We start from the raw sequence: 19,688 nt of genomic DNA on the forward strand, positions 1-19,688 counted from the left end.
ATGTAAAGCCGCAGGTCGCTGTGGCGATTCCATTTGATTCTATGGTGCACCCAATAGGCCGTCCACCGGCGGGAATATGCCACCAGCGAAAAGCGCTGAACGGGTGACGGCCCCGTCGGGAAGGCCCGGGAAGTGGCCCCGTCCGGATGCACAGCAACCTCCCAGCAAACGTGTGCCCTAGTCTCAGTGAAATCGTCCATAGTTAATGAAGACGAGGATGAAAGGAAGTCTTATGACTGAGAACCCAGCGCAGGGCGCTTCACCAGAGAACCGGGAGCCGGCCACGCCGAACGAGGGCCCTTCAGGGCACCCGCAGGCTGCCCCCGCGCCGGACTCAGCGCACGAGAATCCGACCCTTCGGATGGACCGGGCCGCGGACAACCCCCCGCAGCCGGTTTACCCGCAGCACCAGCCGTCTTACGGCCGCCCCCCGGCACCGGAAACCCAGCAGTTCGGGGCACCGCAGGGATACGCCCAGCAGGGCCCTGCGACGGACCAGCCGAACCCTCAGCACACCCCCGGCTACGGCCAGGCAGCCGGGAGCTCCGCCTTCGGACAGTCCCAGCAGCCGCACAGCCAGTACGCGAACGCCCAGCACAACCAGGCTTCCTTCGGCCAGCCGCAGCACGGCGGCTTTGACGGCAACCAGCCCGGTTCCCCCTACGCCTCCAACCCGGCCCACGCCCCGAAGCGCAAGGCCGCGTTCGGTGTTCCCACCCTCGTGGCCAGCATTCTTGCCGCCGGCCTCGTCGGCGGCGGAGTCGTCGCCGGGACCACGCAACTGCTGGGGGACCAGGCTGTCACGTCCACGGGTTCCAGCAACAGCAGCCAGGCCGGCCCCGTCATCGTGAACAACAGGGAAGACGTGAACGCCATCACCGCGGCCGCAGTGAAGGCCACGCCCAGCGTCGTGACCATCAAGGCAACGAACGGCAGCGAGGGCGGCACCGGCTCCGGCATCATCCTTGATGGTGAAGGCCACGTCCTTACCAACACCCACGTCGTCACCCTCGACGGCACGGCGGCCAACGCCGCGATCGAAGTCCGCATGAGTGACGGCAAGGTCTACAGCGCCGAGATCGTCGGCACGGATCCGCTGTCCGACCTCGCGGTAGTCAAGATCCAGAACGGCTCCGGGCTCGTCCCGGCAGTCCTGGGCGATTCCGGCAAGCTGAACGTCGGCGACACCGCCGTCGCGATCGGCTCACCCCTCGGCCTCACCGGGACCGTCACCGACGGCATCGTGTCGACCCTGAACCGCACCATCAGCGTTGCCTCCTCGGCCGCTCCCAAGCAAGGCGCCGACAACTCCCAGGGCGGCGGCCAGGGCTTCCAGTTCGCACCGCCGGACGGCGGGCAGGGCCAGAGCACCGCCAACCAGGGAAGCATCTCCATCAACGTGATCCAGACGGACGCCGCCATCAACCCCGGCAACTCCGGCGGCGCCCTCGTCAACACCAAGGGTGAGATCATCGGCGTGAACGTCGCCATCGCCTCGGCCGGCGGCGACTCTTCAAGCAGCGGAAACATCGGCGTCGGCTTCAGCATCCCGATCAACCACGCCAAACGCGTCGCCCAGGAGATCATCAGCACCGGCAAGGCCACCCACGGCCAGTTCGGCGTGAGCGTGAAGCAGAAGACCGCGAGTTCCTCGGGTTCCGGGTTCTCCGTCGGGGCAGAGGTCGCCACGGTCGAGCCCGGCTCCGCCGCAGAGAAGGCAGGCGTCAAGGTCGGAGATGTCGTGACGAAGTTCCAGGACCTCGCCATCAGCGACCCGAACCAGCTGACGGCCGCGGTGCGGGAGCAGCCCGCCGGAGCGACGGTAAAGGTCACCGTCCTCCGCGACGGCAAGGAGCAGCAGCTTAATGTGACCCTCGGCACGGCCGCCGAACAGTAACGGGCAGCAGCGCACAGCGTTCAAATCCGAAGGCCGGGCCGCTCCAAAAGGAGCGGTCCGGCCTTCGGCGTACTGCGTTCTGCTGTGCCCCGTTGTGCCCTGACACAGGCGTTAACCCAAGCCGCGCCAGCCGCCCCCGATATGGTTAGCTAGGAGAAACCCCGCACACCGGGAGTTCCGTGGCCACGACCCCTCCCGGCTGGCTGTCCACCCGCATGGAAGGCTGCTGTAAACACAGTGGAAGAGACCTTGAAGATCATCGTGCTGGTCAAGCACGTCCCTGACACTCAGTTCGACCGGCACCTCACCGGCGAGGGCAACACGACGGACCGCTCCGAAAGCATCCTCTCCGAACTGGACGAATACGCCCTCGAGGCCGCGCTGCAGCTGATCGAGGCCCGCGGCGGGGAGGCCGCCGGCAACAAGGTAATCGCCCTGAGCATGGGCCCCGCCGGCGCGGTCAACGCCGTGAAGAAGTCCCTGCAGATTGGCGCCAGCGAAGGCGTCCACCTCACCGACGACGCGCTGGCCGGATCCGACGCCGCCGCCACGTCCCTGGCCCTGGCCGCAGCCATCCGCCACCTCGGCGCGGACACCCCCGCCGACCTCATCCTCACCGGCATGGCCTCCACCGACGGCGAGACCTCCCTGGTGCCGGCCCAGCTCGCCGAGCGCCTGGACCTGCCGCAGGTCACGTTCGCGTCTTCGCTGGAACTCGACGGCGCCCGGCTCACCGCCCGCCGCGACGGCGACACCCACGCCGATACCGTCGAGGCGACGCTGCCTGCCCTCGTCTCGGTCACAGACCAGATCAATGACCCCCGGTACCCGAACTTCAAGGGCATCATGGCGGCGAAGAAGAAAACCATCACCACGCTGGCCCTGGCCGACATCGGCGTCGACCCCGCGCAGGTCGGACGGGCCGGCTCCTGGACCGCCGTCGACTCCGCAGAGGCGCGCCCGGCGCGCACCGCGGGCACCATCATCACCGACGAGGGCGACGCCGGCATCAAGCTGGTTGACTTCCTGGCCGCCCAGAAGCTGCTCTAAGGGGATTCTCAGATATGGCAAAAGTACTGGTATTCATTGACACCCCCGGGCAGGCCCTGAAGAAGGCCAGCCTGGAGCTGCTCACCATTGCCCGTTCCCTGGGTGAGCCTGCGGTCGCGCTCAACGGCGACCTGCACGAGGACGTCGCGGCCACCCTGGCCGCGTACGGCGTCCAAACGCTGTACCGGCCCTCCTCGGCGGACCTCGACGACTACCTTGTCGGTCCCAAGGCCTCCTACCTTTCCGCCGCGGTGCTGACCGCGGATGCCACCGTCGTCCTGACCGAGAACTCGGCGGAGGCCAAGGAAATCGCGGCGCGGCTGGGCATCAAGCTCGGCGCCGGCGTCATCACCGACGTCGTTGCCGTGGACACGGACGGAACGGCGCACAAGTCCGTGCTGGCCGGTTCCTACACCACCACGGCGAAGGCCACGACTCCGGTCGCCGTCCTGACCGTCAAATCCAACAGCGTCACTCCGGAGCCCGCCGTCACCGGCACGGCGCCGGCAACCGTCACCGTCGAGGTGCCGGAGACTGCCGCCGCGGCTTCGGCACGGATCACCTCCCGCACCGAGAAGGCCGCCAGCGGCCGCCCCGACCTCTCCGAGGCCCGGATCGTGGTGGCCGGCGGCCGCGGCGTGGACGGCAACTTCGGGCCCGTCGAGGACCTGGCAGACGCCCTGGGCGCGGCCATCGGCGCCTCCCGCGCGGCAACGGACGCCGGCTGGATCGGCCACGACGCCCAGATCGGCCAGACCGGGAAAACCGTGTCGCCCCAGCTGTACATCTCCGCAGGCATCTCGGGGGCCATCCAGCAGAAAGCCGGCATGCAGACCGCCAAGGTGATCGTTGCCGTCAACAAGGATGCCGAGTCACCGGTCTTTGAGATCGCCGACTTCGGCATCGTGGGGGACCTCTTCCAGGTCCTGCCGCAGGCCACCGAAGAAATCAAGAAGCGCAGGGGCTGAATCCTTGAACACCTCCGCCACACAGGCGCAAAGCCCGTTCGATCCGGAGCACCACCGGATCGGGCGGGTGGTTTGTTTCACCGCCCACCCGGACGACGTCGACTTCGGCGCCGCCGGCACGATCGCCGCCTGGACCGCCGCCGGCGTCGAGGTCAGCTACTGCATCATGACCGACGGCGACGCCGGAGGCTTCGACCCGGCGCAGCGGGACGAGATCGTCCGGCTGCGGAACGAGGAGCAGCGCCGCGCCGCGGCCCTCGTCGGGGTGACCGACATCCACTACCTGCATGAGCGCGACGGCTACCTCGAACCCTCGCACGAAGTGATCCGCGAAGTGGTGCGCCTGATCCGGCAGCTCCGGCCCGACGTCGTGCTCTCGATGCACCCCGAACGGAACTGGAACCGGCTCCAGAAGAGCCATCCTGATCACCTCGCCGTGGGCGAGGCGGTGACCCGGGCCGTGTATCCGGCCCTGGAGAACCCGTTTGCGTACCCGGAGCTGGCCGAGGCCGGGCTGGACGCCTACAAGCTGCCGTGGCTGTGGCTCTTCGCCGGACCGGAGGAACGCGAAAACCACGTCGTCGACGTCACGGACCACGTCGAGGCCAAACTCGCCGCGATCCACATCCATGTCAGCCAGCACCCCGACATCGAGGCCATGGACCGCACCGTCCGCGGGTTGATGGTCCGTACCGCAGAGCGCGGCGGGCTCCCAGCCGGCCGCAGTGCCGAGGCGTTCCACGTGGTAGCAGTCAACGGCGCGGGGACAATCGCCGGCTTCTAGTGTTGCCCCCTGCGGCCCCTCTCCCATAAGCTGGAAGCTGTTTAAATCATATTTATTGAGGAAGGCAGACTTTAATGGCGAAGACTGCGCAGCACCCCGTACTCGTCATCATGGGCGTCTCGGGATCGGGAAAGTCAACCGTGGCCGGCCTGCTGGCCGGCCGGCTGGGCTGGGACTTTGCGGAGGGCGATGATCTGCACCCCGCATCGAATGTGGCGAAGATGCACGCCGGCCAGCCCCTGACCGACGAGGACCGCTGGCCCTGGCTGGAAAGCATCGCCGGATGGATCCAGCAGCACACCGCGACCGGCACCCCCGGCATCGTCACCTGCTCGGCGCTCAAGAAGCGCTACCGGGATGTGCTGCGCGGCGAAGGCGTGGTGTTCGTCTTCCTCGACGGCAGCAGGGACCGGATCTCGGACCGGCTGGCGACCCGGCACGGGCACTTTATGCCCGCGGCCCTGCTTGAATCGCAGTTCGAGGCGCTCGAAGCCCCCACGCCTGAGGAAAACTCCATCACGCTGAGCGTCAGCTCGGCACCCTCGGAGGAAGCGCAGGAGATCATCGACCGGCTCCACCTCGACACCGTCCGGCCGTAGCCCGCGACAAACGACAAAAGCCGCGCAGGCCTTGAACCTTTGGAGGGTTCAGGGCCTGCGCGGCTTTGTTTGTGCGGGGCTGTTTTCGGGCCCGGCTGTGTTCGAGCGGAGTCCGGACGCTACGCGCCCAGGGTGGCGGCCGCCACGGTGGGCATGGTCGGCGAGGCCGAGCCACCCGTCGGTTCCACCGTGATGCCGAGGGCTGCCGCGGAGCTGATGCCCTTGACGACGGCCGGCTTGGACAGCGCTTCCGCATCCATGAGCCCCTGGGACACCGGAGCCGAGCCGTCCTTGGGGATCAGCCACATCTGGTAGACCTTGCCGGGCGGAGGTGCCGGGACGTCGTTCATCTTGACGACGATTGCGTCCTTCGACGGCGAGACGGACACGGTGGCCGTGCCGCCGCCGGTGACGTTGACCGTCGCCTGCCGCACGTCGCCGGCCTGCAGCACCTGGTTCAGCGGATCGTTCTGGTTCGCAACGTAGGCGCCGACGCCGACTCCGCCCAAGGCGATGATGGCTGCGGCAGCGATGCCGACGAGCCAGTTGCGCATGCCCTGCGGCCGGCGTCGTTCGTCCCGGCGCTTGCGGGCGGCGCCGAGTTCGTCGGTGACGGAGAGCTCCGTCGTCTCCCGGACGGGCCGGGCCACGACCGGCGGGACCGCCGTCGGCTCCTGTCCCGAGTGCGTGCCTGCCACGGCTGCCGTGTCCTGGGCGGGCAGGGAAGCCATGATCCGGTCCAGCAGGCCCGAGGGCGGCTCTTCCTCGGCCGTGAAGGTGGTGGCAAGCGTCTCGCGGGCCTGCCGGACGCGCTCGTCGAAGGCTGCGCGCTCGGCCGCCGGGGCCGAGGCGAGGTACTCCTCGATAGCGGCACGCTCGGCGCCGTCCACGGCGTTCAGGGCGTACAGCTCGGCGAGGTCCGCCGCGCGGCCTGAGGAAAGGTCGGTGGCGATCTCGGCTGCAAAGCCAGCGGGGACGCGGCCGTTGTTGTGTGCGTTCATGTCAGTCATCTCAACTCACCCCCAGACAGGTCTTCAGCCGGATTAGTCCGTCGCGGATGCGGGACTTGATGGTGGGCACCGCAGCATTGAGCTTCTCTGCGACTTCCCGGTAGGTGAGGCCGCCGTAGTAGGCAAGCCGCACGGACTCCTGTTGTGTATCGGTGAGCGTCTCCAGGCAACGGACCACAGCCTCGGCCTCAAGCCGGCTGCCGACCTCATCGGAGACGGAATCGTGGTCGATGTCCTGGCTGCTGGCGCCGTATTTCGCTTCCCGGTCGGTGGACGACTGGGAGGAACGGACCTTGTCCACGGCCCTGCGGTGCGAGATGGTCATCAGCCAGGCGAGCGGGCTCCCCGCCTCGGGATTGAACTTGGCGGCGTTCTGCCAGACCTGGAGGAAGACCTCCTGGGTGGTGTCCTCGCTGAGTTCCACGTCGATCAGGACCCGCCGGGCCATGCCGAACACGCGCCGGGACGTGAGCTCATAGAACTCTGCGAAGGCTGCCTGGTCACCGCGGGCAATCTGTTCCAGCAATGCGCCGAGCCTCCGGTTCACATCGGCTGAAGTGCCCGGGGGAGCGGTGGCCTCGGGGTTCGGGGCGTTGGGAGTTTCCATCACCTTCAAGCATAAGGTGCCTGCCGGCGATCGCGGGCCAGGATGTTCTCTTCGGGGGGCGTGGCCGCCCGCAAACCGACGGTCGGTACACCTGTCTACCTGCACTGTTGTCACCTGCCGCTCCTCGCTCCTTTCCCCGCCCCCGGCTCCCGTTGGTTTAACTGGGCTTCACAGGTGATTCGGGGCAGCGCGGGACCCGGATGGGCGGAGCGCGGGACGAATTTGCAGGTGCTAGAGCTTGGCGCCGTCGAATCCGTTCTGGCGCCAGGCCTCGTAGACGGCGATCGAGGCTGCGTTCGCGAGGTTCAGCGAACGTAAGGAGGGCAGCATCGGCAAACGGACACGGGACGTGACATGGGGATCGTGTTTGAGGTCTTCGGGCAGACCCACGGATTCCCGGCCGAACATGAGCACGTCACCGGGACGGTAACTAATGTCCGTGTAGGACGCCTCGCCGTCGGAAGTGAAGGCGAAGACGCGCTCCGGTGCGAGGGCCGCCCAGGCCGCGTCGATGTCCCGGTGGACGCTCACGACGGCGAGGTCGTGGTAGTCGAGGCCGGCCCGCCGCAGCTTCGCGTCGGAGAAATCGAAGCCCAGGGGCTCGACCAGGTGCAACTCGGCGCCGGTGATAGCGGCCAGCCGGATCGCGTTGCCCGTATTGCCGGGAATTTCTGGGGTATGGAAGAGGATGCGGAACACCGTCCCATCCTAGCGAGCCTGCTAGTGCATCCCGCGCAGCAGCCGGGCAAGCACGGGAACGATGACGGTGTTGGGGGCCGGGCCGGAGCCCAGGAACTGCTTGAGACCGCGCGCCAGCCCGGCGGCATTGACCACCTGGACGGTCTCGTGGGTGCCGGAACGGCGGTGCCGGTCGATCACCGGTTCGTGCAGGTTTCCGTCGGTGCTGTGGACCACGGTCCAGCCGGTGACGTTGAGTTCCGGAAAGATGTCCTGCATCCGGCGCACCACGTGGGCCAGCTGGGGCGGGGCGATGGACCGGCCGCCGTGTGTCAGGGCGGTGCCGTTCCAGGCGTAGGCGCCGGGCGGCAGCAGCATGGAGCCGATGACCGCCATGCGGTAGCCGGAGAGCACCACGTGGTCGATGTGGCTGTTGTCCGCCGGCGACTGCAGCCCGTTGATGAGCCGGGCGGCCGGGATGGCGGGGAGGACCTGCCGGCTGATGAGCTGCACCGTCCGCATTTCCCGCTGGATCCTTGCCTCAGCGCCGAAGATGCCCCGCTTGCGGGGCAGCCCGTGGACCTGCTGTACGGCCAGGTCCTCCGGGATCAACGGCACCTCACCGGTCCCGGCGTACTGCTCGAAGGGCGGGACGTAGACCGGCGCGTCGGAGGCCGTGTTCCGGGGGGTGTTGGGACGCCGGACATTCGCCGACGCGCGGCTGCCGGCAGCCGGGGCGTCAAAGTGGGCCCCTTCGTCGGCAGGCGGGCCGGTGTAGGCGCCGCGGCTGCTGCCGTAGGAGCGGTCGTAGTCGGCCCGGCTCTTGGCATCGATCAACGTCTCGTAGGCGAGGGTGACGCGCCGGAAGGCAGCCGGGTCGCCGCCATGATCCGGGTGCGCGGTGCGGGCGGCCTTGCGGTAGGCCACCTTGATTTCCTTGTCCGTCGCCGTCACGGGGATCCGGAGGACCTGGTAATGCGAGCTGTTGCCCTGCGTCAAGCAAGAATCCTTTGCCTCGATGGTGCCAGCACAGCCTGGACGTCCGGCCTGGCCAGTTTAACCGGCTAGGGGAAGAACGCGCATACCGGCACGGAAGGTTCCCGGCGGCTGGCATAATTCAGCGCATGCTTATCGCCGTTGCCGTCAACCCGCGGGCATCCTTTGGCCGCGGGCTGCATGCCGGCAGCGAGGCGGCTGCGCTCTTCGAGGCGGCCGGGGCCGACGTTCTGCTCCTTTTCGAGGACAGCTACGCCGCGCTGGCAGCGTCCGTGGACAAGGCGCTGGCCACAGGCGTGGACGCCCTGGTTGTGGTGGGCGGTGACGGAATGGTCCACCTCGGCGTCAATGCGCTCGCCGGATCGGGCATGCCCTTCGGGACGGTCCCGCTCGGGATAGTCCCGACCGGGACCGGGAACGATATGGCGCGGGCGCTCGGCGTGCCGGCCCACGACATCCCCGCCGCCTGCGCGACGGTGCTCGCGGCCCTGGACTCCGGCGGGCGGCTGATCGACGCCGGACGTGCCTCCTCCGGAGGGGCGTCCCGCTGGTTCGCCGGTGTGGTGTCCGCCGGGTTCGACGCGGCCGTCAATGAACGGGCCAACGCCTGGCGGTGGCCCCGCGGCAAGGCGCGCTACCACCTGGCCATGCTCCGCGAGCTCGCCTCGTTTCAGGCCATCGACTACACCGTGACGGCCGACGGCGCGACCTGGCAGCAGGACGCGATGCTGATTTCCGTTGCCAACGGCCAGTCGATCGGCGGCGGTATGAAGGTCACTCCCGACGCTGTGCTCGACGATGGCTTCCTGGACCTCTTCATTGTCAGCAGGCTCTCCCGGACAGGCCTGCTGAAGGTCTTTCCGAAGGTGTTTTCCGGCGGCCACCTCGGCCATCCGGCAGTGCACATCCGACGGGTCCACAAAGTCGAGCTGTCGGCGGACAACGTGGTGGCGTACGCCGACGGGGAACGGATCGGTCCCTTGCCCCTCACCATCGAGGTGGTTCCCGGGGCGGTACGTGTCCTGGCGTAGCCCGTAACCGCAGGGCGCAGGGGAAGGGCCTCGTCGTGGCGGGAGTCTAGAATCGTGCGGAGGCCCGGCCGGAAAAGCGAACGGGCATGGCGACATTGGGGCGGGGGCATGGACAACAGGCTGGAATCCGGGGCCGCGGCAACGGCCGTCACTGGCACTGGCGGCGGTTCCCGCATGGCCCTCCGGGGGAGCCTTGCCTTCCTGGCGGGTGCCGTGGCTGCGGCGCTTGCGGGCTGCAGCGTCGGCATCCCGGACCCCTCCGCCCCCAAGGCGGCGCCGGCGGCCCCGACCCTCGCCACCCCCACGATCACGCCCGGCCACGACGCGGCCGCCGTCGCTGCGAAGGACATGCCGTTCACCGCCGGCGGGAACCTGGCCGCCGGGGTGCCCATCCAGCTGTCCGACGGGCTGCGTGACGCGCCGGGATGGAAGCCCGTCAAGGTGAACCTGGCCGGCGCGAGCGAATATGTGAAGGACGACGGCTGTGTGGTCTCCGCGAAGGTGCGGACCAACCAATCAGCCCTTGCCGTCTCCGGGGACGACAGGGCATCCACGGAGGCCCTCTTCCAGTACTTGGACGCCAGCATCCTTCCGGCCTACCTGGAACCGGCGGCCCTGCGCTGGGGCGGAGAACCCGGCGGGCCCGCCCCGGCGGTCGAGGTGCTCGTGTTCAAGGGCGGCGAACGGTCCGGCGGCAGGGCCACCGCGATCTACGCCCGGCTGTTCAGCAAGCCGGACTCCTCGGTGTACCTCTCCGTTTCCTGTCCCGACGCCGGAACCCTTGCTGCGGCACGGTCCGAGGCCGAGGCGCGGATCGCCGTCGTCCCTCCGTCCGACTGAGACCGCCGTCGGCGCAAGGCCGCCCGGAACCGTTCACCCCTGCTTGGGCTGCGAGAGCCGGTTCAGGGCCAGAGCCCCGACCAGCAGGCCGAAGTCGCGCAGGGCCACGTCGTAAAAATTGCCCAGGATGATGAGGTTGACGATGATTCCGAGGAGCCAGACCGCCACGAGCAGCGAACCGAACCGCGGCTTCAGTGCCACCGCCAGGCCGGCGGCGATCTCCACCACGCCAACGACGTACATGATGGTCTGCGCCGGCAGCGGCACAACATCTGTAACCACAGGCGCCAAATAGATGGTCCAGTCGGTGAGCAGGTTGGTGAATTTGTCCAGCCCGAACAGCACCGGGGCGACCGTAAAGACCGTCCGCAGCAGCAGGAAGGCCTGGCGCTCGGGAGCCGAGGCAAGGGCCCTGGCGGGCGAGGTAAGGGATGCAGAGGATTTCATCATGACTCCTTCTAAAAATGGATAGTTTGATTTTAGAATGGAACAGGTAGTTAAGCAATGAATGTTGTTTTTAGAGTTAGGCTGATTTCATGATCCGAGCCCCGTGGAACCGCAGGATTGCGGCCGTCGCCTCCCTGGGCGACGAGAGCCGCCGGAAGCTGTTCGATTACGTCGCCTCGGCCGGGCGTGCCGTCAGCCGCGACGACGCCGCCGGAGCCCTCGGTCTGCCCCGGAGCACGGCGTCCTTCCAGCTGGACCGGCTGGTGCAGGACGGGCTCCTGACTGTGGAATTCCGGAAGCTGGGCGGCAGGGGCGGGCCGGGGTCCGGCCGCCCGGCCAAGCTCTACCTGGCCGCCGTCCGGGAGGTCGCCGCGTCCGTGCCGGACCGGAACTATGACCTGGCCGCGGAGCTGCTGGTCTCGGCCATTGAGGAGTCGACCGCCCGTGGCGGTTCCGCCCGTGAGGCGCTGGTGCGCACCGCCAACGCGCGGGGGCTGGCGGCAGCCCGGGCCAAGGTTTCCTCGGCCGGGCAAACGGATGACCGGGCGGGAGCCGGGGGAGCCGACTTTGCCGGGTTCCTCGCCGCGGAGGGCTACCGCCCCGAGGACGACGGCGAAGGCGGCCTTGTTCTGCTCAACTGTCCCTTCCACCGGATCGCTGAAGGACACACCGAGGTGGTCTGCGCCATGAACGGCGCGTTCCTGGGCGGCGCCGCAGCCGGCTGCGGCATCGACCCGGACCGCGTCCAGGCCCTCGCCATCGACGAGCTTCGCGCGCAGGGCGCCGCGCTGCCGGCGCAGTGCTGCGCCCGGATCAGGCCTTAGGGGCCCGTGCCTTCGAAGCGGTACAGGAAGCCGGGCCTGGCGCGGCAATCGCCGGAGGTTTGGTCTGCCCCTTCAGCCCGGTCAGCAGCACCCCGGCGATCACCAGCACGCCACCCGCGATTTGGACCAGGGTGAGCGGCGTCCCCAACGCCACGGTGATGACCGCAGTGAAGACCACGATGAGGTTGAGATAGTTCCCGGCGGTGCCGGACGGGGTGGTCTTCAGGGCAAGGTTCCACAGGAGGTAGGCGCCCAGGGACGGGAAGACCACGATGTACGCCAGGGACCAGGCCTCGGCCGGAGTTTCCGGGAGCCTCACATTCATGGCCAGGGCAAAAGGTGCCAGCGTCACAGCCGCAATCGCCACCTGAACGGCGGTGGCCGCGATGGCGGGAACTTGCAGCCTGCGCGCGATGATCGTGTAGCAGCCCCAAACGAAGATCGCGCCGATCATCAGGAGTTCACCGATGTTCAGGGACAGGCTGATCACGCGCTGCAGCTCGCCCCGGGTCAGCACGAGCAGGACGCCCAGCAGGCCAAGGCAGATGCCCAGCCAGCCCAGGCGGGTGGTCCTCTCACCGGTCAGGACCATCGCCAGTACAACGATCAGGGCCGGGTTGGCCGCGGTGATCAGCGAAGCGTTCATCGCGGACGTGTGGCCGAGGGCCCCGTAGAGCAGGAGCGTGTAGCCGCTCATGCCCAGCACACTCAGAAGCAGCAGCACCGGCCAGCGGCGCAACACTGCGCGCCAGTCCGGCTTCTCCACGAAGTGGGCCAGCAGCAACAGCGGGATGGCGGCCAGCGCCCAGCGCCAGAACGTCAGGTCCATGGGCGTCATTGAGGCGACGGCGGCCTGGGCGACAACAAAATTCCCGGACCAGAAGAGGGTGGCCAGGACGAGGTACAGGGACGCTTTCACCGCTCGAATGTACACCAGGGCAGCAGCGGGCCCGCAGGTAGAATTGCCCTGTGCCCGTATACCTTGATCATGCAGCTACCACGTCCCTGGCCCCGGAGGCCCTGGCGGCGCTGACCCGTGAACTGGCCCGGACCGGCAACCCCTCTTCCCTGCACGGATCGGGCCGCCGCGCCCGCCGCGCCGTCGAGGACGCCCGCGAGGTGCTGGCGGCCGCGGCCGGGGCGCACCCCTCCGAGGTCATCTTCACCTCGGGCGGAACCGAGGCCGACAACCTTGCCGTGAAGGGCCTGTACTGGGCCCGGCATGCCGAGAATCCCGCCCGTACGCGCATCCTGTGCTCCGCCGTCGAACACCACGCCGTGCTGGACACTGTCGAATGGCTCGAGCGGCATGAGGGCGCCGAGGTGTCGTGGCTGCCGGTGGATGTGGACGGCGTCGTGGACGTTGCCGTGCTGGCCGCCGAGCTCGCGCGGGACCCGGGCTCGATCGCCCTGGTCACGGTGATGTGGGCCAACAACGAAGTCGGCAGCATCCAGCCCATCGCGGAGATCGTCGAACTGGCCCACCGGGCCGGCGTTCCGGTCCACTCCGATGCGGTCCAGGCCTTCGGCTCGGTGCCCGTGGATTTCCGCGCCAGCGGGCTCGACGCCATGTCCATCTCCGGGCACAAGATCGGCGGCCCGGTCGGCGTCGGCGCGCTGATGCTCGGCCGCGCCGTGAAGCTGACCCCCGTCCAGCACGGCGGGGGACAGGAACGCGACGTCCGCTCCGGAACCCTGGACACCGCGTCCATTGCAGCCTTTGCCGCGGCGGCCGAGGCGGTCACCACCAATCTTCCGGAGGAAGCGTCGCGCATCGCCACGCTCCGGGACCAGCTGATCGACGGCGTCCTGGCGGCGGTGCCGGACGCCGTGCTGCGCGGCGCCCCCGGTGCAGGACGGCTGCCGGGCAACGCCCACTTCACCTTCCCCGGCTGCGAAGGCGACTCACTGCTGTTCCTGCTCGATCTGGCAGGGGTCGAATCCTCCACCGGTTCGGCCTGCACGGCGGGAGTACCCCGGCCGTCCCACGTGCTGCTGGCCATGGGGTTGGACGAGGACACGGCCCGGGGCGCCCAGCGGTTCAGTCTGGGGCATTCCTCCACCGCAGCCGACGTCGATGCGCTGCTGGCTGCCCTGCCCGGGGCCTACACCCGCGCACGCCAGGCCGGCATGGCCGGTCACGAGTCCAGCATCCAGACCGCCGGAACCGTCGCCCGCCACACTGCCGCGAAAGGTTAGGCTTCCGGCAGCAGGCTGTCGAGCGGGACACCCGGATCGGCAAGGGCGGCCGGGTCCACTGCGGTCTTCGCCGAGACAAGCTGCTTGATCTTCTTTTGCGGCTTGGCGGAGCGCGGCCAGTTCACGCTCATTCCCGCGACCACCCGGCCGTCCCGCTGCCAGAAGGCGAGGAACTCCTTGCCCTCGAGGGAGCCGCGGATCGTGGGCGGCCCCGAGACGAGTGCCGGGAAGCCGGAGTACTCCATGCTGACGTCGAACTGGTCGGTGTAGAAGTAGGGCACCGTATCCAGCACAGCGTCCTGGCCGAGCATTGCCCGGGCCGCCACCTTGCCGCCGTTGAGGGCATTGGACCAGTGCTCGCTGCGGTGGTGCTCGCCGGTGAAGGGATGCAGGGCGTTGGCGACGTCCCCGGCGGCAAAGATTCCGGGCGCAGACGTCCGCAGCGAGGCATCCGTGAGGATGCCGTTCTGCAGGGCGACGCCCGCCGCTTCGGCCAGCGAGACCTCTGGGACGACTCCGACGGCGATGATCACGAGATCCGCGGGCAGGACCTCCCCGGCATCCGTGACCACGCCGGTGACCCGGCCCGACTGCTCCCTGATTTCCGCAGCCGAGGCAGGGAGCCGGAATCGGACGCCGTTCGCCTCGTGCAGCCCACGGAAGAACCCGCCCAACTCCCGCCCGATCGCCGCCTCCAGGGGCACCTCTTCGAGCCCCAGGAGGGTGACGGAGTTTCCATAGGCGCTCGCCGCCGCGGCGAGCTCCATCCCGATCCAGCCCGAACCGATCATCACGACGTTCCGGCCGCCGTCGGCCAGTGCGGCGCGCAGGCGGCGGCTGTCGTCCACGGTGCGGAAGGTGCTGACCCCCTCCGCGTCGCTTCCGGGCAGCGGAATCCGCCGCGGGCGGGCGCCGGTGGCCAGCAGCAGGGAGGCGTAGCCCAGGGTCCGGCCGTCCTGGAGGTTCACGCTGCGGGCGGCCGGATCTATCCCCGTGACGGTGGCACCCAGCCGCAGTTCGACTCCGTTCTCTTCGTACCAGCCGCCCGGAGCCACGGGCAGGGCATCGTCTTCGGCCTTGCCCAGGAGGTATTCCTTGGACAGCGGCGGGCGCAGGTAGGGAGGGTGCCGCTCCTCCGCCAGCAGGATCACCGGTCCGCCGTATCCTTCCGCGCGGAGGGTCTTGGCAGCGGTGGCGCCGGCGAGTCCGCCGCCCACGATCACAATGTTTTCGGAGGCCATCATGTGCTCGATTCCTGCGGCCGCCGGCGTAACCGGGGCCGCATGTCGCGGGAGGTGCATCTAAAACCGATATTTTTGACTTTAGAATCGCCACCGACTGTCGTCAAGGTCTTTTGGGTGAGGATTCGGCGTGGCGATAGACTGGGGCGGCAGGCATTGTGCTATTTCTGCGTCCAGCAGCCGCCGGTGCCGGCAACAACCCCTGAACCCCAAAGAAAGTCAGTATGCGAGTTCTTGCAGCCATGAGCGGCGGCGTCGATTCCGCCGTTGCCGCAGCCCGCGCCGTCGAGGCGGGACACGACGTCGTCGGCGTCCACCTTGCGCTGTCCAGGATGCCCGGTACCCTGCGCACCGGCAGCCGCGGCTGCTGCACCATCGAGGACTCCCGCGACGCCTGGCGTGCCTGCGACGTGCTCGGAATCCCGTACTACGTATGGGACTTCTCGGAGCGCTTCAAGGAAGACGTGGTCCAGGACTTCATCGACGAATACGCCGCCGGCCGCACGCCGAACCCCTGTATGCGCTGCAACGAACGGATCAAGTTCGCCGCGCTGCTGGAAAAGGCCATCGCCCTGGGATTCGACGCCGTCTGCACCGGCCACTATGCCAAGGTGATCAACGACGCCGACGGCAACCCGGAACTGCACCGTGCCGCGGACTGGGCCAAGGACCAGAGCTACGTCCTGGGCGTGCTCACGCACGAACAGCTCAAGCACTCCATGTTCCCGCTCGCGGACACGCCGTCGAAGGCCGAGGTCCGCGCCGAGGCGGAGCGCCGCGGCCTGTCTGTGGCGAACAAGCCGGACAGCCACGACATCTGCTTCATCCCCGACGGCGACACCGCCGGCTGGCTGGCCGAGAAGATCGAGATGACCACCGGCGACATCGTCGACGAGTCCGGCGCCAAGGTTGGCGAGCACCCCGGCGCCAATGCGTTCACGGTCGGGCAGCGCCGCGGCCTGAAGCTCGGCACCCCGGCAGCCGACGGCAAACCGCGCTTCGTGCTGGAGATCCGGCCGAAGGAAAACAAAGTCGTCGTGGGGCCTGAGGCACTCCTGGCCATCGACGAGATCCGCGGCATCAAGGTCTCCTGGGCCGGCCTGCCGATCGCGGAGATCGCCACTGGGGATGAGTTCGACTGCTACGCCCAGGTCCGCGCCCACGGGGACCCGGTGCCCGCCACTGCTCGCATGGAAAGCGCGGCAGGTGCCGGTGACCTCGTGGTCACGCTGACAGAGCCGCTGCGCGGCGTGGCGCCCGGCCAGACCGTTGTGCTCTATCAGGGCAGTCGGGTGCTGGGTCAGGCCACGATCGATGCGGCGCGTTCGCTGCAGCGGGCCGCACTGTAGGGACGGCCGTCCTGCCTCGGACGACCGGCAGGGGCGCCGCACAGATTCGCTGTGCGGTGCCCCTGCCGCTTTAACGGCCTGACCGGTCCCTCGGATACGCGACGGCCTGCCGAAAATCCGGGGTAAATCCTGAAGATAGTGATGAGTTCTGCCGTTTCGTGTAAATTTTGTGTCTCATCTCACAAGATGTAACGATTCACCGAGTGCCCTTCTGGTTGAATCAAGGGATCAGGACAGTGTGCTGCCAGCCGAGCCATGACCAAAATCATGTCCGGGCGGCGCCCTAGTACTCATCGAACAGAAAGTTCACAGATGGCAATGAACAAAAAGGCCCTCCAGAGTGCCCTCGCGCTCGTCGGGGTATCCGCCTTTGCGCTGACCGCGTGCACCGGCCCCTCCGGTGGCGGTGGCGGGTCAACGGCTGCAGCCGCCGGCCCGATCGCTTACGGCACCACGGACAAGGTCACGGCCCTGGATCCCGCGGGCGCGTACGACAACGGTTCCTTCATGGTGATGAACCAGATCTACTCCTTCCTGCTCAACTCGAAGCCGGGCAGCGCCGAACCCGTGCCGGACCTCGCCGAGTCCAGCTCCTTCACGACGCCCACCGAATACACGGTCAAGCTCAAGTCCGGACTGAAGTGGGCCAACGGCCACACCCTGGACTCCAAGGACGTCAAATTCTCCTTTGACCGGCAGACGAAGATCAACGATCCCGCCGGCCCCGCCAGCCTGCTGGCCAACGTGGACAGCATTACCACCCCGGATGCGAACACCGTGGTGTTCAAGCTGAAGCTGGCCAATGACCAGACCTTCGCCCAGATCCTTAGCAGCCCTGCCGCGCCGATCGTGGACGACGAAGTCTTCCCGGCCGACAAACTGCTCGACGACGACTCGATCGCCAAGGAGAGGGCCTTCTACGGCCAGTACACGATCGAAACGTACAAGAAGAACGAGCTGATCAGCTTCAAGGCGTGGCCCGACTACAAGGGCGTGCTGGGCAAGCCGGCAAACGATGGCGCCACGATCAAGTACTACGCGGATCCCACCAATATGAAGCTGGACATCCAGCAGGGCAACATCGACGTGGCCAACCGCAGCTTGAGCGCCACCGACATCGATGACCTGAAGAAGGACTCCAAGGTCAAGGTGAACGTCGGCCCCGGCGGCGAAATCCGCTACATCACGTTCAACTTTGACACCATGCCGTTCGGCGCGAAGGCTGCGGACGCGGATCCGGCCAAGGCTCTGGCCGTCCGCCAGGCCATCGCCAACCTCGTGGACCGCCAGGCGATCGCGGACCAGGTCTACAAGGGCACCTACCTGCCCCTGTACTCCAACGTCCCCAGCGGCTTCCTCGGCGCCAACGAATCGTTCAAGGACGCTTACGGCGACGCCGGCAAGCCCAGCCTGGACAAGGCCAAGAAGGTCCTGGCCGATGCCGGCGTGACCAGCGCCGTGTCGCTGAACCTGCAGTACAACCCGGACCACTACGGCAAGTCCTCGGGCGACGAATACGCCATGGTGAAGGACCAGCTGGAGAAGTCCGGTCTGTTCAAGGTCAACCTGCAGTCCACGGAATGGGTAACCTACAGCAAGGCAAGCCGTGCCGACGAGTACCCGCTGTTCCAGTTTGGCTGGTTCCCGGACTTCAGCGACGCCGACAACTACCTGACCCCGTTCTTCCCGGACGGCGGCTTCCTGAAGAACCACTACAACAACCCCGCGGTCACTGATCTGATCAACAAGCAGCTCACCACCGTGGACAAGAGCGCACGCGAGTCCGCGATCAAGGATGCCCAAAATGCCCTGGCCAAGGACATCTCGACGCTTCCGCTGCTCCAGGGCGCACAGGTTGCCGTTTCCGGCAGCGGCGTCAAGGGTGTCGACACGACCCTCGACGCCTCCTTCAAGTTCCGTTTGGGAACTGTTTCCAAGTAAGGCTGCAATCCTGCGGTCCTGACCAGCCTGTGAGGCGGGGCGCCCTCGAGGCGCCCCGCCTTTGCTGGTCATTACCGCACCTGGCAGATCACGTCGGCCGGCCCATGGCCGCGAAAAGCACAATTTTAGGTACCAATGACAACATTGATAGAGGCGCCGCCAAGCGACGCCGACGGACTCCTTCCGTCCAAGAAAAAATCCTCGGGTGGGGGCCTGGGGACCTACATCCTGGTCCGGTTCTTCCTCATCATTCCGACCGTCATCATTCTGGTGACACTGGTCTTCTTCCTGATGCGGGTCATCGGCGACCCCATCACCGCAGCCCAGGGCGGCCGGCTCCCGCCCGAGGTGCTGGCACAGCGCATCCACGAGGCCGGCTATGACCGTCCGATCCTCGTGCAGTATTTTGAATACGTTGGCCAGCTGGCGACCGGAAACTTTGGCACCACCATCACCGACCGGCGACCTGTTGTCCAAATGGTCATGACCTTTGGTGTGGCAACGCTGGAACTGGCCATCAATGCCCTCATCGTGGCACTGTTGGTCGGCATCCCGCTTGGGCTCATCTCCGCCTACAAGCGCGACAAAGCGCCCGACGCCGTCCTGCGTTTCTTTGCCATTCTCTGCTACGCCACCCCGGTGTTCTTCGCGGGCCTACTGATGAAACTGACGTTCTCCGTATGGCTCGGCTGGCTACCTGTCGCAGGCCGGGCTTCCACCAGGACCGAGCTCTCCATGGGAGCCCTGGCCGCACCGACCGGGATCTACTGGCTGGATGCGCTGCGCAGCGGCGACATGGCGGCATTCGGCGACGTCGCAGCCCATTCAGTCCTCCCCGCATTGACGCTGGGGCTGCTAACGGCAGGGGTTTTTCTGCGGCTTGTCCGGACCAACGTCATCGGCACGCTGGGCAAGGACTATGTTGAGGCCGGGAGGTCCCGCGGCGTCAGCAATTTCCGGCTTGTGACCAAGCACGCCTACAAGCCTGCCCTGATTCCGATCATCACCGTCATGGGGCTCCAGATTGCCCTCCTGCTGGGCGGCGCGGTCCTCACTGAGTCCACGTTCGAATGGAAGGGCCTCGGCTACCAGTTGGTGCAATACCTGAACGCCCGCGACTTCGTCGCCGTCCAGGGCATTGTTGTGCTTCTGGCGGTCATCGTTGCCGTCACGAACTTCATCGTGGACGTCGCCGCAGCACTGATCGACCCGCGAGTGAGGTACTAG

Annotated in this window: 19 protein-coding genes; 12 read left to right on the plus strand and 7 right to left on the minus strand. The window is 67.5% G+C overall.

Annotated features, from left to right (window positions below; translation table 11 throughout):
* Positions 1–232 precede the first annotated feature (232 nt).
* The 5 genes from AC1DF4_RS02850 to AC1DF4_RS02870 all read left to right on the plus strand — a co-directional run bounded on the left by AC1DF4_RS02850 (position 233) and on the right by AC1DF4_RS02870 (position 5,298).
* Complete coding sequence (locus AC1DF4_RS02850) at positions 233–1,897, plus strand: S1C family serine protease (RefSeq protein WP_476911443.1); 1,665 nt, start codon at positions 233–235, stop codon at positions 1,895–1,897.
* A gap of 249 nt (positions 1,898–2,146) precedes the next feature.
* On the plus strand, positions 2,147–2,947 hold the full coding sequence (locus AC1DF4_RS02855; protein WP_476911624.1) for an electron transfer flavoprotein subunit beta/FixA family protein: 801 nt from the start codon (positions 2,147–2,149) through the stop codon (positions 2,945–2,947).
* Positions 2,948–2,961: 14 nt separating this feature from the next.
* Positions 2,962–3,915 carry an electron transfer flavoprotein subunit alpha/FixB family protein gene (locus AC1DF4_RS02860; RefSeq protein ID WP_476911444.1) on the plus strand — a complete coding sequence of 318 codons (954 nt, stop codon included), beginning with the start codon at positions 2,962–2,964 and terminating at the stop codon, positions 3,913–3,915.
* Positions 3,916–3,919: 4 nt separating this feature from the next.
* Positions 3,920–4,699 carry a PIG-L deacetylase family protein gene (locus AC1DF4_RS02865; protein ID WP_476911445.1) on the plus strand — a complete coding sequence of 260 codons (780 nt, stop codon included), beginning with the start codon at positions 3,920–3,922 and terminating at the stop codon, positions 4,697–4,699.
* A gap of 74 nt (positions 4,700–4,773) precedes the next feature.
* Positions 4,774–5,298: a gluconokinase gene (locus AC1DF4_RS02870; protein WP_476911446.1), complete on the plus strand. Its 525-nt coding sequence runs from the start codon at positions 4,774–4,776 to the stop codon at positions 5,296–5,298.
* Positions 5,299–5,417: 119 nt separating this feature from the next.
* Here AC1DF4_RS02870 and AC1DF4_RS02875 read toward each other — a convergent pair whose 3' ends face one another.
* The 4 genes from AC1DF4_RS02875 to AC1DF4_RS02890 all read right to left on the minus strand — a co-directional run bounded on the left by AC1DF4_RS02875 (position 5,418) and on the right by AC1DF4_RS02890 (position 8,592).
* Complete coding sequence (locus tag AC1DF4_RS02875) at positions 5,418–6,299, minus strand: anti-sigma factor (protein WP_476911625.1); 882 nt, start codon at positions 6,297–6,299, stop codon at positions 5,418–5,420.
* 10 nt (positions 6,300–6,309) lie between these two features.
* Positions 6,310–6,915 (minus strand): ECF RNA polymerase sigma factor SigK, encoded by a 606-nt coding sequence (gene sigK, locus AC1DF4_RS02880; RefSeq protein ID WP_441404539.1) that lies wholly within the window; start codon positions 6,913–6,915, stop codon positions 6,310–6,312.
* A 231-nt stretch (positions 6,916–7,146) separates the two neighbouring features.
* Positions 7,147–7,614, minus strand: coding sequence for a tRNA (cytidine(34)-2'-O)-methyltransferase (locus AC1DF4_RS02885; protein ID WP_476911447.1), 468 nt, complete (start codon positions 7,612–7,614; stop codon positions 7,147–7,149).
* 21 nt (positions 7,615–7,635) lie between these two features.
* Entirely contained in the window at positions 7,636–8,592 is a 957-nt protein-coding gene (locus tag AC1DF4_RS02890; RefSeq protein WP_476911448.1) for a J domain-containing protein, read from the minus strand.
* 125 nt (positions 8,593–8,717) lie between these two features.
* Here AC1DF4_RS02890 and AC1DF4_RS02895 point away from each other — a divergent pair, with 125 nt between their 5' ends.
* Both AC1DF4_RS02895 and AC1DF4_RS02900 read left to right on the plus strand, forming a co-directional pair.
* Complete coding sequence (locus AC1DF4_RS02895; RefSeq protein ID WP_476911449.1) at positions 8,718–9,620, plus strand: diacylglycerol/lipid kinase family protein; 903 nt, start codon at positions 8,718–8,720, stop codon at positions 9,618–9,620.
* A 108-nt stretch (positions 9,621–9,728) separates the two neighbouring features.
* On the plus strand, positions 9,729–10,460 hold the full coding sequence (locus tag AC1DF4_RS02900) for a hypothetical protein (RefSeq protein ID WP_476911450.1): 732 nt from the start codon (positions 9,729–9,731) through the stop codon (positions 10,458–10,460).
* Between the two features lie 33 nt (positions 10,461–10,493).
* On the opposite strand, the gene AC1DF4_RS02905 is transcribed toward AC1DF4_RS02900, so the two are convergent.
* On the minus strand, positions 10,494–10,907 hold the full coding sequence (locus AC1DF4_RS02905) for a hypothetical protein (protein ID WP_476911626.1): 414 nt from the start codon (positions 10,905–10,907) through the stop codon (positions 10,494–10,496).
* A gap of 89 nt (positions 10,908–10,996) precedes the next feature.
* Between AC1DF4_RS02905 and AC1DF4_RS02910 the strand changes: the two genes are divergently transcribed.
* Positions 10,997–11,731, plus strand: a complete 735-nt coding sequence (locus AC1DF4_RS02910; protein WP_476911451.1) for a helix-turn-helix domain-containing protein — start codon at positions 10,997–10,999, stop codon at positions 11,729–11,731.
* On the opposite strand, the gene AC1DF4_RS02915 is transcribed toward AC1DF4_RS02910, so the two are convergent.
* A complete protein-coding gene (locus AC1DF4_RS02915) occupies positions 11,721–12,650 on the minus strand; it encodes a DMT family transporter (protein WP_476911452.1) in 930 nt (309 codons plus the stop codon). The two genes, AC1DF4_RS02910 and AC1DF4_RS02915, sit on opposite strands and share 11 nt — an antisense overlap.
* Before the next feature lie 50 nt (positions 12,651–12,700).
* Here AC1DF4_RS02915 and AC1DF4_RS02920 point away from each other — a divergent pair, with 50 nt between their 5' ends.
* Positions 12,701–13,930: a cysteine desulfurase family protein gene (locus tag AC1DF4_RS02920; RefSeq protein ID WP_476911453.1), complete on the plus strand. Its 1,230-nt coding sequence runs from the start codon at positions 12,701–12,703 to the stop codon at positions 13,928–13,930.
* On the opposite strand, the gene AC1DF4_RS02925 is transcribed toward AC1DF4_RS02920, so the two are convergent.
* Positions 13,927–15,171, minus strand: coding sequence for an NAD(P)/FAD-dependent oxidoreductase (locus AC1DF4_RS02925; protein ID WP_476911627.1), 1,245 nt, complete (start codon positions 15,169–15,171; stop codon positions 13,927–13,929). The genes AC1DF4_RS02920 and AC1DF4_RS02925 overlap by 4 nt on opposite strands.
* Positions 15,172–15,395: 224 nt before the next feature.
* Between AC1DF4_RS02925 and mnmA the strand changes: the two genes are divergently transcribed.
* The 3 genes from mnmA (at position 15,396) to AC1DF4_RS02940 (ending at position 19,688) form a co-directional block, all read left to right on the plus strand.
* Positions 15,396–16,520 carry a tRNA 2-thiouridine(34) synthase MnmA gene (mnmA, locus tag AC1DF4_RS02930; protein ID WP_476911454.1) on the plus strand — a complete coding sequence of 375 codons (1,125 nt, stop codon included), beginning with the start codon at positions 15,396–15,398 and terminating at the stop codon, positions 16,518–16,520.
* A gap of 312 nt (positions 16,521–16,832) precedes the next feature.
* On the plus strand, positions 16,833–18,461 hold the full coding sequence (locus tag AC1DF4_RS02935) for an ABC transporter substrate-binding protein (RefSeq protein WP_476911455.1): 1,629 nt from the start codon (positions 16,833–16,835) through the stop codon (positions 18,459–18,461).
* A gap of 135 nt (positions 18,462–18,596) precedes the next feature.
* On the plus strand, positions 18,597–19,688 hold the full coding sequence (locus tag AC1DF4_RS02940; protein WP_476911456.1) for an ABC transporter permease: 1,092 nt from the start codon (positions 18,597–18,599) through the stop codon (positions 19,686–19,688).

This window comes from Arthrobacter sp. 05N429, assembly GCF_056397045.1.